General features: G+C 71.0%; 10 protein-coding genes. 7 read left to right on the forward strand and 3 right to left on the reverse strand.

All coding sequences use genetic code 11. The annotated features are described in order from the left end of the window. Positions 1 to 14: 14 nt before the first annotated feature. Positions 15 to 1934 carry a PhoX family protein gene (locus ACWER9_RS01785; RefSeq protein ID WP_452299973.1) on the forward strand — a complete coding sequence of 640 codons (1920 nt, stop codon included), beginning with the start codon at positions 15 to 17 and terminating at the stop codon, positions 1932 to 1934. 51 nt (positions 1935 to 1985) lie between these two features. Here ACWER9_RS01785 and ACWER9_RS01790 read toward each other — a convergent pair whose 3' ends face one another. Both ACWER9_RS01790 and ACWER9_RS01795 read right to left on the reverse strand, forming a co-directional pair. Beyond that, entirely contained in the window at positions 1986 to 3344 is a 1359-nt protein-coding gene (locus ACWER9_RS01790; protein ID WP_452299974.1) for a preATP grasp domain-containing protein, read from the reverse strand. A 14-nt stretch (positions 3345 to 3358) separates the two neighbouring features. Continuing rightward, positions 3359 to 4837: an amidase family protein gene (locus ACWER9_RS01795; RefSeq protein WP_452299975.1), complete on the reverse strand. Its 1479-nt coding sequence runs from the start codon at positions 4835 to 4837 to the stop codon at positions 3359 to 3361. A 315-nt stretch (positions 4838 to 5152) separates the two neighbouring features. On the opposite strand from ACWER9_RS01795, the gene ACWER9_RS01800 reads away from it, so the two are divergent. Beyond that, complete coding sequence (locus ACWER9_RS01800; RefSeq protein ID WP_452299976.1) at positions 5153 to 6250, forward strand: alcohol dehydrogenase catalytic domain-containing protein; 1098 nt, start codon at positions 5153 to 5155, stop codon at positions 6248 to 6250. Between the two features lie 115 nt (positions 6251 to 6365). Here the strand turns inward: ACWER9_RS01800 and ACWER9_RS01805 are convergent, their stop codons facing one another. Next, entirely contained in the window at positions 6366 to 7211 is an 846-nt protein-coding gene (locus ACWER9_RS01805; protein ID WP_452299977.1) for a phytanoyl-CoA dioxygenase family protein, read from the reverse strand. Between the two features lie 281 nt (positions 7212 to 7492). Here ACWER9_RS01805 and ACWER9_RS01810 point away from each other — a divergent pair, with 281 nt between their 5' ends. The 5 genes from ACWER9_RS01810 to ACWER9_RS01830 all read left to right on the forward strand — a co-directional run bounded on the left by ACWER9_RS01810 (position 7493) and on the right by ACWER9_RS01830 (position 12609). Beyond that, positions 7493 to 8569, forward strand: a complete 1077-nt coding sequence (locus ACWER9_RS01810) for a TauD/TfdA family dioxygenase (RefSeq protein ID WP_452299978.1) — start codon at positions 7493 to 7495, stop codon at positions 8567 to 8569. 10 nt (positions 8570 to 8579) lie between these two features. Then, entirely contained in the window at positions 8580 to 9821 is a 1242-nt protein-coding gene (locus ACWER9_RS01815) for an argininosuccinate synthase domain-containing protein (protein ID WP_452299979.1), read from the forward strand. Then, positions 9818 to 10531 (forward strand): cyclase family protein, encoded by a 714-nt coding sequence (locus tag ACWER9_RS01820; protein WP_452299980.1) that lies wholly within the window; start codon positions 9818 to 9820, stop codon positions 10529 to 10531. The genes ACWER9_RS01815 and ACWER9_RS01820 overlap by 4 nt, the downstream gene beginning before the upstream one ends. Before the next feature lie 409 nt (positions 10532 to 10940). Then, positions 10941 to 11606: a response regulator transcription factor gene (locus ACWER9_RS01825; RefSeq protein ID WP_452299981.1), complete on the forward strand. Its 666-nt coding sequence runs from the start codon at positions 10941 to 10943 to the stop codon at positions 11604 to 11606. Positions 11607 to 12051: 445 nt separating this feature from the next. Beyond that, positions 12052 to 12609, forward strand: a complete 558-nt coding sequence (locus ACWER9_RS01830) for an SRPBCC family protein (RefSeq protein WP_452299982.1) — start codon at positions 12052 to 12054, stop codon at positions 12607 to 12609. Positions 12610 to 12666 lie beyond the last annotated feature (57 nt).

Below are 12666 nucleotides of genomic sequence, written 5' to 3' on the forward strand. Positions count from 1 at the left end.
CCTGGAGGTCAACCATGTCCAGTGCAGTCACGTCGTCCGGTCCGCTGCCGCAACCGGAGCCCGACGACATCAGCGCCAACCCGTCGGGCAACCGTCTCTTTCATGACGTCCTCGCCGCCCGGCTTTCCCGCCGTGCCGCGCTGACCGGCGGCGTCGTGGCGGCCGCCGGGTTCCTGGGCGCGGGCGTGGCCGGCGGCGAGGCGGCGGCCACCGCCGGAGCACGGCATCGCCGACGGTTGCTGGGTTTCCGGCCGGTCGAGATCAGCTCGGCGGACACCCTCACCGTCGCCGATGGCTACACCGCGGAGGTACTCATCCCGTGGGGCACCCCGATCCGCGCGAACGGACCGGCCTGGCGCCGGGACGCGACCAACACCGCGGCCGAGCAGGCCCAGCAGATCGGCATGAGCCACGACGGCATGCGGTTCTTCCCGCTGGGTCCCGACCGTGGCCTGCTGGTCCTCAACCACGAGTACACCGACCAGGTGCTGCTCTTTCCCGACGGGGACGCGGTGATGAACCCGGAGAAGGTGGCCAAGTCGCTGGCGGCGCATGGGGTCAGCGTGGTGGAGGTGGCGCTGCGCCGGGGACGGTGGCAACTGGTGGACTCCCGGCTGAACCGGCGGATCACCACGGCCACCCCGGTACGCTTCGCCGGCCCGGTCGCCGGCAACCACCCTTCGTTGCAGACCGGGGCCGAGGCGCGCGGGACGTTGAACAACTGCTCGTGCGGCGCCACCCCGTGGGGCACCTACCTGACCTGCGAGGAGAACTGGAACGAATACTTCGCCACCGACGACCCGGGCTGGGAGCCCACGGCGGAGCAGGCTCGCTACGGCGTGACCCGGCAGGGCTACGGGTACCGCTGGCACCACGGGGACCCGCGCTTCGACCTGGCGGCGACGCCCAACGAACCCAACCGGTTCGGGTGGGTGGTGGAGATCGACCCGCGCGACCCCACCAGCAAGCCGGTGAAGCGCACCGCCCTGGGGCGGATCAAGCACGAGACGGCCACGGTGACCGAGTCCCGGGGACGGGTGGTCGTCTACACCGGCGACGACCAGGTCGGCGAGTACATCTACAAGTTCGTCAGCTCCGGGCGCTGGCGAACGATGCGGGCAACCGGCCGGCACCCGCTGGACCACGGCACGCTCTACGTCGCCCGGTTCGACGACGACGGGACCGGGCGCTGGTTGCCGCTCACCCACGGCTCCGGTCCGCTGACCGCGGCCAACGGCTGGCGCGACCAGGCCGACGTCCTGCTCCGGACCCGGCAGGCGGCCGACGCGGTCGGTGCCACGCCGATGGACCGGCCGGAATGGATCGCCGTCCATCCGCACACCAACGAGGTGTACGTGACGCTGAGCAACGGGCCCGGCTTCCCGAACGCGGCCAATCCTCGGCAGCCCAACCCGTTCGGCCACATCGTGCGGTGGCGTGAGCGGCACGCAGACGCCACCGCCACCACCTTCGAGTGGGATATCTTCCTGCTCGCGGGTGACCCCGAGTTCGACCCGAACGTGCAACTCGACGCGGCGGGGAAGTTCGGTTCGCCCGACGGCCTCGCCTTCGACGACGACGGGCGGCTGTGGATCCAGAGCGACATCTCCAACTCGTCCCTGAACAACCCGCGGACGTACTACGTCAACATGGGCAACAACGCGCTGCTGGCGGCCGACCCGGTCACCGGGGAGGTGCGTCGCTTCGCGGTCGGTCCGCGCGGCTGTGAGATGTCAGGTATCACCTTTACCCCGGACCACCGGACCATGTTCGTCAACGTGCAGCACCCGGGCGAGGCGGTGGCCACCCTGGAGAGGCCCTCGCCGGCGAACCCACGGACGGTGAGCAACTGGCCCGATGCCGATCCTGATGGGCGTCCCCGCTCGGCGACCGTGGCGATCCGACGCCGTGACGGCGGAGTGATCGGTCGCTGACCCCGCACAGCGTCGTGGGCCGGGGGAACCGCTCCCCCGGCCCACGACGGTTCAACCTGCGGACGGCGCCGTGGCGGTGACCTGTCGGCGGACCCGGTTACCACCTCTGACGGCTGCGGCCAACTCCCGGGCGGCGTCCTCGACAACTCGTTGCGCCTTCGCCACATCGGCCCCGGGGGCCATCAGGGAGAGCACCGGCTGCCGGAAGCCCAGTCCGCGAACCGACGTCGGGTAGATCCGTACCCCGTCGGCCCAGAGCCGCGCGAGCACTGGCCGTACGTCATCGAGGTACGACAGCGGGCCCCGGGTGCCGAGGGTCACCGCGTCGTGCGAGAAGACCACCTGCTCGGCGGGCCCCCAGCGGTGCAGCATCGCGATCGCCGGCATGGCGCCGCTGCGCCGGGCGTTGATCTCGGTCACGTGGTAGGAGCCGTCATCGGCGAGGACGAAGTCCACGCACATCCAGCCCCGGAATCCCCGGGCGTGCGCGGCAACCCCGATGCTGCGACCGATATGGGTCATCCGTTCCGCCTCGGCCGGGGGCACCGAGCCGGGTCCGACGTGCACCCCCCGGACCCGAGAGACGTCCACGGCCATCGCGGTGGCCACGATCTCCCGGATCCCGTCGTCGTCGATGCGTAGGTCCACGGCGGGGCAGCCGACTCCTTGACGATGCGCCACGAACTGTTGCACCAACAGCGGGAAGGTACGCAGGAAGGGGTCCCGCTCCACAGCCGTCCACAGCGCGCCGATGCCGCCTGCGTCGCGGTGCAGTACCACCGAGCCGTCCCCACCGACGCCGTACGGGCTCCGCACGATGACCCGCTCGTGCAGGGTGAGCAGGTGCTCGGCCGCACCACGCAACTCGGTGCTGTCGACGACCAGCAAGCCGGGCGGCACCTGCACTCCGGGCACGTCGCGGGCCAGGTCGAGGCAGCTCAGCTTCGAATCGAGGTGGCGGCTGACCCAGTAGTCGCGTTCCGGCACCCCGTCGAGGCGTACCGTCAGACCCCAGCCGCGCAGGGCCGCCGCGAGCAGGAAGACCTCCGGAGTCGCGCCCCAGGTGACCAGCCGGACCTCGTCGTGGCCGGTGAGGAGGTCACGCAACCGGGCCAGCGCCGCGCCGTCGCCCAGCAGGTCCCGTGCCACCATCCCGCTGACCGGGGTGGGCGAGACGACCGGTGGCACCGGTTCGTTGAGCAAGTCGTGTACGTCGGCATACCAGTGCGGGTCGTGGCCCGCCGGCAGCACCAGCACCCGCGGCCGGCTGCTCCAGTAGGCCGCGTAGTCGCCAAGATGCCCCGCCAGGCGGGTGACGACGTCGGTGACGGCCGGGCCCAGCGACACGGCCGGATTGCGGGTGTTGAACTCGGCCACGTTGGGCACGACGACGTCGATCGGTTCTGTCATGCGGACCTTCTCAGTCAGGGCTGCCGTGCCGGCAGGTCGTCGGCGGCCACCACGCGGAGATCGGGGTGGCCGATGGGTGGCAGGACCTCGGAGAGTTGACGGGCCGCCTCCAGGGTCGTGCGGTCCTGGAGGTAGTCGCCGGCCACCGCGATACCGATCGGCAGGCCCCGCGAGTCGCGGCCGACCGGCACCACGGTCGACGGCAGGTAACTGACCCCGGTCAGGCCTGCCCAGACGATCTGATCCCAGTAGGGGCGCGCCACCCCGTCGACGGTCACGGTGCGGTCCTGGAACGGTCGGTGGTCGTGCCGGGCGACCAGGTTCGGCGCCACCGGCAGCAGGATCGCGTCGTAGCCGGTAAAGAACTGCCTCCACCGGGCACGCAGCCGGTTCCGCTGGTCGTCGGCTTCCACCCAGTCGCGGTAACGCTGGGCGACGTGCTCGCCGCCCAGGACCGCGCCGGGCGGCCGCCGCCCGGAGGCGATCTCGTCGATGTCGGCGGCCGTGTGCTCGGGCATCGCCACCGACGCCAGCAACCGCCGGAAGACGCCGTCGCTACCGGCGAGCCGCACCCCGGAGGGCCGGGCCTCCTCGACGATGACGCCGCTGTCGGCGAGCCGGTCGGCGGCATCGCGCAGAGCGGCCCGCACTTCGGCGTCCACCGGGCAGTACGGGTCGTCGAGCCACACCGCCACGCGGCGCACCGGGCGCGGCGGTGGTAGCGACAGCCGCCAGGCCGGCGCGTCCCACGGATGCGGCACGGCGATCGCTGTCAGCGCGATCTCCAGATCCTCCACGGTGCGGGCGATCGGGCCGACCACGGCGATGTCGGCCTCCCGGGGCTTGAACGGGTAGGGCGGGACATGACCGACCATCGGCACCGCCCGGTAGCTGGGTTTGTGGCCGAACACGCCGCAGGCGCTGGCCGGCACCCGGATCGAGCCGGCCACGTCGGAGCCGAGTTCAAGCGGGGTGAACCCGGCGGCGACGGCGCCGGCCGCCCCACCAGAGGATCCGCTTGTGGTGTAGGCCGGGTGCCACGGATTGCGGGCCACGCCGAAGAGCTCGTTGTAGGACTGCAGGTCGCCCGAGCCCGTCGGCACGTTGGTCTTGCCGAACACCACCACGCCGGCCCCGCGCAGCGCGGCCACCGCTGTGGCGTCCTCGCGGGGCTGATAGGTCCGCAGGTCGGTCAGGCCGCCGGTGGTACGCAGGCCGGCGGTGGCGAGACAGTCCTTGATCGTCATGGCCACGCCGTGCAGCGGGCCCCAGCGTTCGCCCCGCACGGTCGCCTCGTCGGCCTGCCGGGCGCGCTCGCGCGCCTGCTCGTCGATGGTGACGACCAACTCCAGTCCGGCGTTGTGCTTGTCGACCCGGGTGAGCTGGGCGTCAAGGTACTCCCGGGCCGAGATGCGACGGGCGGCGATCGCCTCGGCGACCTGCCGCGCCGACCACCAGCACGGATCTGGGTCGGTCTGTCCAGCATCGGGCACCGTACGCCACCTCATTCCACCGTCGTCAGGTCACCGCCTGCCCAGTCTTCGCGTCGGCGGCGGGCACGCGTACCCCTCTCTTCAGCCCTCGATCGGCCATGGCCAGGCGGGCCCGCGCCGCGGCTGACCGGCCGACCGTCAGGCCAGGGCGCCGCGGTGGCCGTCGGGGCAGAGCCGACCGGCCGCCCGTCGGAGCAGGGCGCATCGGCGGCCGTCGGCGGTTGGCCGGGAGCGGTCCGGGTGGCCCAGGATCGCAGCGACCCCAACCAGCGCCGGCGCGGTGTGCCGCGTCGGCCCCGTCACGAAGGTGCGCCGATGACCATGCCAGGAACGCGGGCCGCCGAGCCCGGACGCGGCGCGAGCCCAACCATGCGTGCGGTCGTCTACCACGGTCCGGGATCGGTGCGCGTCGACGAGGTGGCTATGCCCCGGATACTGCATCCGCGTGACGTGATCGTCCGGGTCACCCGCACCGCCGTGTGTGGTACCGACCTGCACCCGTACCGGGGTGAGCTACCGGCGTTCGCGCCCGGCACGGTGCTCGGGCACGAGTTCGCCGGGACTGTCCACGAGGCGGGATCAGAGGCCCCGTTCGCGGTCGGCACCCGGGTCTTTGCCTCCGACGTCGTCGCCTGCGGGCGCTGCCAGGCGTGTGCGCGCGGCTGGCACTACCAGTGCCCGGCGGTGACCCTGTTCGGCTACGCCGACGTGGTGGGGACGCCACTGCCCGGCGGGCAGGCCGAGTTCGTTCGGGTGCCCTTCGCCGACGTGGTGCTCGCCGCAACCCCCGACGACGTCACCGACGAGCAGGCGCTCTTCGTCGGTGACGTGCTGACGACCGGGCTGGCGGCGGTGCACGGCGCCCGGGTGACCCCCGGTGACCTGGTCGCCGTGGTGGGTGCGGGTCCGCTCGGGTTGCTCGCCGGGCTCTGCGCGGTGACCGCCGGGGCCGCGCGGGTGGTGCTCGCCGACCCGACGCCGGCGCGGCGGGAGAGGGCAGCCGGCTTCGGGTTCACCGCTGTCACCCCGGAGCAGCTCGACGAGGCGGTACGCGACGGTAGTGACCGGGGCGCGGACGCGGTCATCGAGGCGGTGGGCAGCGACGCTGCGCTGGCGTGCGCGGTGCGGGCAGCCGCCGCGCACGCCACGGTCTGCGCGGTGGGCGCACACCATTCCGCCGCGATGCCCTTCCCCACCGGGCTCGCGTTCGCCCGCGAGCTGACCGTGCGTTTCGCCGTCGGCGACCCCATCCGGATGCGGGAGCCGGTGCTGGCGCTGATCCGGTCCGGTCGGGTGGATCCGAGCCGGATCGTTACGCACCGGCTGCCGCTGACCGAAGCCGGGTCGGCCTACCGGCTGTTCGACCGGCAGGACGCGTTCAAGGTGGTGCTCAGCGCCGACGGAATGGCCTGACGGCCCACCCATCCGCAGGCCGGCCGGGCACGAGCGACGGAGCATCGACGGAGCGGAACAGGCCACCGCCCGTGCCACGGACGGGCGCGGGCGGTGGCCACCGGTCGGCCCGCCTTCAGGCGGCCAACGGGATGGGGGCGACGTCACGCGAGGCGAGGAAGTCCGGCCGCGGGCTGTCCATCGGCCGGGGTGCGTTGCGGACGCCGTTGTAGACCATCAGCAGCATGCCCCGGTCGAACGGTGACAGGTTGGGCGACGAGGCGTGCAACACGTTGGGGTGGAACATGAGCACGGATCCCGCCGGCCCCTTGGGGCTCACCAGCCCACCCTCCTCTGCCAGCCGGCGGATGACGGCCCGGTCGACCTGGAACTTCTCGGTGGCCGTCAGAGTCGCCATCCAGTTCGGTCCGTCCTCGTAGCCGGCCGGCATGGCGTCGGTGTCGGTGCCGGCGAGCAGCCCGTGCCGGTGGGAACCCGGGATGAACGTCAGTGGGCCGTTGAATTCGTTGACCTCGTTGAGAAACACCGTGACGTTGACCAGGTCCGGCCGGGGAATCCCGTCCCGATCCCGCCAGTTGATGTAGTCCTGGTGCCACTCCCACTGGTCACCGGCGAAGGCGGCCTTGAGGTTGACCTTCGACTGGTGCACGTACACCTCGTCGTCGAGCAGCTGCCGGGCCGCTCCGGCCAGTTCCGCCGACCGGCTGACCCGGGCCACGACTGGATCGGAACGGTGCGGTCCGTACACCGAGCGCACGGTCACCCCGTCGCGCTCCAGTACGCGCTGCGGCCCTTCCTGAGCCAGGATCAGCGGGGCGGCCTCGACCAGCTCGGCGAGCTGATCGGCGGACAGGTGGTCCGCGGGCAGCAGCAGGAACCCGTCGCGGTGGTAGTCCGCCACCATGTCGGCGGTCAGCGGCGCGTGCCCTGCGGTGGGCCGCGCGGCATCGGTTTCGGCCATCTGCGCTCCCTTCTCGTGTGCGAACGGGACCCCGTCGGTGGTCGGCGGTGGTCCGGCGGTCGGAGCCGGCCACAACGCGCTAGCCCCGGTATTCACGCTAGTCAACCTCGACGCTCGCAGCGGAGTCTGCTCCTCATTGCGACCTGGTCAGCTGGGCAGGTCGACCGCCCGCGCCTCCTGCGCTTCCGCCGCACGCCGCCTCAGGCGAAGGTGGAAACGTGACGCATCAGGGCCTGCCGGTCCGTTGATGCCTGAACGATCTCGCCCGGAGAGTGAGTCAGATGAGCAGCACCGAGTTCGAAGCCGGCGACCTCGAAGAGGTCATCCTGACCCACGACGAAGCCGTCCTGATGCGCGGCCTCTGCGCTGAGGCCGTCGAAGCCCTCGGCGAGGCGGACCTGAGCACCCAGGCGGCGATGACCACGGTGGAGCTGATCGGTTGCCGGCTGCCCGAACGCCTGGTCGCAGCCCTGGTGGCCTTCCGGTGCAGCAGCAGCCCGTCGGGCGCGCTGCTGCTGCGCAACGTGCCCGTCGACGATCGGCTGCCCGCCACACCCACCGACGGTTATCTGCCCGACTGGCGTGCGGCCGGCATCGCGACGGCCGCCCAGCTGATGGTCATGTCGCACCTCGGCGACATCATCGGGTACGCCGACGAGAAGCACGGCCGAGTCGTGCAGGATGTCGCCCCGATCGCCGGTGCCGAGCACCAGCAGGAGAACAGCGGCTCGGCCTACCTGGAGCTGCACACCGAGAACGGCTTCCACCCGTTCAAACCGGACTTCCTGAGCCTGCTCTGTCTGCGCCCCGATCATGAGCGGAGCGGACACACGCTGACCGGAACGGTGACGCACGTGCGGCGCCGGTTGTCCCGATCCTGTGTCGACGTGCTGCGTCAGCCGCTGTTCCGGATCCGATTCAGCAGTTCTTTCGCTCAACTCGGGTCGAGCGGCTACTCGGAGCCGGTGGCGGTACTGTCCGGTCCGGTGGACGACCCGGAGCTGACCGCCGACTTCCACGCCATGGAGCCGATGACCGACGAGGCGCGCCATGCCCTCGACGAGTTGGAAGCCGTGCTGACTCCGTCGTTGGCCTCGGTGGCGCTCGACACCGGGAGCCTGCTGGTGGTCGACAACTGGCGCGCGGTGCACGGACGTACCGGTTTCACCGCCCGTCACGACGGCACTGACCGGTGGCTGCGCCGGTGCTTCACCGTGGCCGACCTGCGGCGCTCCCGCGGCGCCCGGCTGGCCGGCTCGCGGGTGCTCGCGCCGCTGACCACGATCTTGGCCGACCGGCCGTCGGTGCAGCCGCCGATGCCGTTGACGGGCGCCACCCGTTCGACCGCCTCGAGATGAAGGGTCCACGATGCGCCGTTTCATCACCACGCTGGACGAGTTGATCGCCCGACCGCCCCGGCACCTGGTGCTGTTGTACTCCGGCGGTCTGGACGGCACCTACCTGCTGCATCTGCTCAAGGACGCCCCGGTCAGCACGACCGCGCTCAACGTCCGCATCGGCCCTCCCGGCACCGACGCGCGGACCCGGGACCTGGCCGCCCGGTTCGGCGCGACATACTTGGAAGCCGACGTGAGCGAGGAGTTCTTCGCTGAGGCCGTGCCGGCCGCGATCCACGCCGACGCCTACTACCAGGGACAGTTTCCGGTCGGGTCCACACTCAGTCGACCGTTGATGGCCCGGGCTGCGGTCCGGGTGGCCCGGGACGTCGGCGGCGACGCCGTCGGACATACCGCCACGTACATGCAGAACAGCACGGCCCGCCTGGGCCGCTCGGTCGTCACGTTGGATCCGACGCTGCACGTGGTCGCACCGTTTCTCGGCTCGAACGTAACCCGGGCGGAGAAACAGTCCCGGCTGGCGGAGGTCGGCGTCGTCCTGCCCGACGCCGTGCACAGCGTCGACGTCAACCCGTGGGCACGGGTCATCGAGAACGGCAGCCTGGAGACCCCGGAGAACCGCCTCGACGAGACGGTGTTCACTCTCACCCGGCACGCGGTCGACTGCCCCGCCGAACCTGTTGAGCTGAGCCTGACCTTCGAAGCCGGGTTGCCGGTGGCGCTGGACGGCGCCACGCTGGCGCTGCGCGAGATGGTGATCGGGCTCAACGAGCTGGCCGGCCGGCACGGCATCGGCCGGTACTCCGGGCTGGAGGACACCGCGTTCGGGGTGAAGAACCACGAGGTCCGGGAGTCGCCCGCCGCAACGGTCATCACGACCGCCCACCGGGCGTTGGCCAACGCCGTGCTCGGCCCGCGCGAGCACGCGGTACGAACGCTACTCTCGGCCGAGTGGACCACCACGGCGGTACAGGGCGGCTGGTTCAGCCACCTCGGGCGCACCCTTCGGCGGTGCCTGACCGAGCTGGACGAGCCGTTGACCGGCACCGTCGAGCTGCGGCTGTACCGCGGTGCGGTGACGGTCCTGAGACTGGTCACGCCGCACGGGCTGCACTACGCCCGGCTCGGCGACGACTTCCACACCTGGATGGACGACTACGGGTACGCCTCCTGGCACCACCTGATGACCCTCGCCGACACCGTCCGCACCGCGGGCGACGGCGACGCACCCCGTCGGAGGGAACGTCGATGACCAACACGGCACCGCAGCTCCACCCCACCGGATCCGGGTCCCCGTCCCGACTGGTCGACCTGTCGCACGTGGTGCGGCACGGCATGACGACGTACCCGGGTCTGCCCGGCCCGCACATCGAGGACCACCTGTCACGGGAGGAGTCCCGTTCCCGGTACGCGCCGGGCACCGAGTTTCAGATCGGCCGGGTGACCCTGGTGGCCAACACCGGCACCTACCTGGACGCGCCGTTCCACCGGTTCGCCGACGGCGGGGACCTGTCACAGGTGCCGCTGTCGCGGCTGGTGGACGTGCCGGGTGTGCTGGTCGACGTCAGCAACTCGTCCACACCGGGGATCGGCGTGGACGCGTTCGACGGCTGCGCCGTCAGCGGCCGGGCGGTACTGGTCCGCACGGGCTGGGACCGGCACTGGGGCACCGCGGACTACGGCGCGTCCGGTCATCCGTTCCTGACCGCCGAGGCGGTCTCCTGGTTGGTGTCGCAGGGCCCTGCGGTGGTCGGCATCGACTCGGTCAACATCGACGACATGGCCGATCTGCACCGCCCGGCGCACACTGGGCTGCTGGCCGCGGGCATCCCGATCGTCGAGCACCTGTGCGGGCTCGAGGGTCTGCCGGCGGAGGGCTTCCGCTTTCACGCCGCGCCGGTCGCCGTCGCGGGTATGGGCACGTTTCCGGTCCGGGCGTACGGGCTGATCGACCCCGTGTGACCCGTACCGTCACCTGCCGCTGGGCTGCCATCCTCGACCGATGGCGGCCCAGTGGTGTATCCGGAGAAAGACGCTGGTCAGCCACTGCGCAATTCAGGAGATGAGCGCCCAGGGTCGCCAATAGCACGATGGGTCTGTAGCCGATGAAGGTCGGCGGAGACGGCCCACGCCATGGGGAGGTGCCGACGTGATGGGCGATCCGGATGCGCTGACGCCGACGGACGCCCGCCTCGTCTCATGACATCGCCTCGCAGGGGGCCGGGGCGGGCTCGTCGCGGCGGCGCGGTTACCACCCTAGTCCAGGTACCCGTACGGCGCCGCCTCGTCCATCGGGCCTAGCCGATCGACGAGGGTACGACGTCCGCCGCCGACGAAGGCGCATCCCGCTGACGCAGTGGAGGTAGTGGAAATGCACAGCATGCTGGAGGTCGACCGCGGCACACTGACAGTCGCGGTCCTGGTGGACAACGAGGTGTTCGGCCGGGGCATCGAGGCGGTGCTCGGTAACGTGCCGGAGGTCTCGACGGTGCACCGCTGCGGATCCCGCGAAGAGTACGAGACCCTGTCACAGTTCGGCGGCATCGACTTCCTCATCGTGGGGCCGCCCGAGGCGCACTGGCTCGAGACCGAGGCCCGGGCGGTACGGGGCAGCACCCACGTCATCCTGCTCGTCGACGAGGCGTCGACCACAAACGTCACCCCGCTGGCCTCGATGCCGGTGGACGGTTTCGTGTCCCAGCAGCGCCTGACCGCTGATCTGCTCAGCGACACCCTGCACCGCATTTGCCGCGGCGAGCTGCCGATGCCGCCCACGCTGACCCGTGCGCTGCTCGCTCGTGCTGACGAGCCGGGGTCGGGCACCCGCGCCCGCACGGTGAACCTGACTGCCCGCGAGACCGAGGCGCTGACTCTGTTGGTGAAGGGGTTGAGCAACAAGCAGATAGCACGGCGACTGGCCATCTCCAGCCACGGCGCGAAGCGCCTGGTGGCGAGCATCATGCTCAAGTTGGACTCTCCCAACCGCACGACAGCCGCGATCAACGCTATCCGGGCCGGTCTGGTGGAGTGCGACTAGTGCTGTGACCACTAACGTGCACCGGGTTGTCGGTGGTGTTGTGGTTCCTCGCCCAGACGATGTCGGAGCGAGCGACTCCCCACCGGTAGTGGGGCGGCCTCAGCCGGCCAACCGACCCTGACACCGCTGGTGGCCCGCGTGGGTCACGCCGGGACGGCGTTGCCGCTGCGCCCGGGTCAGACAGAGGCCGACCCGGGCGGTGCGATGCGCCACCCGCGGCGCTCCCGAATCCCTCCGCCTGGGCATACCCGAAGCCAACCACGAGGATCCCACACAACCCGGCCACTGTTGGTGGACACAGCACTAGCCTCTGGCACTGCTCTGCGTCGCCATCCGAATGGCCACCTTCGCGGCGACTGATGCTCCGGTGGTGCGCCGCGGTCCCCACCCCTAACATCGATGCCAGTCTTGACCAGAGGGGTCGGGTGGACAAGGGGCGGCGACAGTGCGTTATGCCGATGGGCCGAGCTTGACCTGTGAGGTCCACGTCGCGACGAGTCCGTCACGGCTCTGGGATCTGGTAACGGACATCCACCTGCCGCCGCGGCTGAGCCCCGAGTTGCAGCGGGTGGAGTGGCTCGACGGTGTGGACAGCCCGAGAGTGGGTGCGCGGTTCATCGGCTACAACCGACACCGACGCCTCGGCGAGTGGCGCACCGAGTCGCACGTCACCGAGTTCGAACGTCCGCTCACGTTCGAATGGGTCGTCACGGACGTGGACGGGACCTTCGCCGGCGCCGAGGACAGAGCAAGCCTGACGTCTCCGGCGGCCACCTGGCTCTTCGAGCTCACGCCTGAGTCGACCGGCACCCGGTTGCGGCATTCGGTGCGGATCGGCCCCGGCCGCTCGGGACTGAGCCTCGTCATCGACCAGAGCCCCGAGAGTGAAGAGCAGATTGTCGCGCTCCGCCTCGGCGAGCTTCGCGACAACATCGAGCTGGTCCTGAGCGGCATCAAGAGTCTCGCCGAGGAACAGCCTGATCGGCGTCCTTCCCCTGCCTAGGTCCGCACCACCGTCACAGACATGAGGCACGTGCCCTGTAGGGCCGGTGAGTCCGTC

It is taken from the genome of Micromonospora sp. NPDC003944 (genome assembly GCF_053605225.1).

Excerpts from the sequence above, each read along its gene's own strand:
- ACWER9_RS01785 (WP_452299973.1), top strand. The coding sequence starts at position 15 with ATGTCCAGTGCAGTCACGTCGTCCGGTCCGCTGCCGCAACCGGAGCCC.
- ACWER9_RS01790 (WP_452299974.1), bottom strand. The coding sequence starts at position 3,344 with ATGACAGAACCGATCGACGTCGTCGTGCCCAACGTGGCCGAGTTCAAC.
- ACWER9_RS01800 (WP_452299976.1), top strand. The coding sequence starts at position 5,153 with ATGACCATGCCAGGAACGCGGGCCGCCGAGCCCGGACGCGGCGCGAGC.
- ACWER9_RS01805 (WP_452299977.1), bottom strand. The coding sequence starts at position 7,211 with ATGGCCGAAACCGATGCCGCGCGGCCCACCGCAGGGCACGCGCCGCTG.
- ACWER9_RS01810 (WP_452299978.1), top strand. The coding sequence starts at position 7,493 with ATGAGCAGCACCGAGTTCGAAGCCGGCGACCTCGAAGAGGTCATCCTG.
- ACWER9_RS01815 (WP_452299979.1), top strand. The coding sequence starts at position 8,580 with ATGCGCCGTTTCATCACCACGCTGGACGAGTTGATCGCCCGACCGCCC.
- ACWER9_RS01820 (WP_452299980.1), top strand. The coding sequence starts at position 9,818 with ATGACCAACACGGCACCGCAGCTCCACCCCACCGGATCCGGGTCCCCG.
- ACWER9_RS01825 (WP_452299981.1), top strand. The coding sequence starts at position 10,941 with ATGCACAGCATGCTGGAGGTCGACCGCGGCACACTGACAGTCGCGGTC.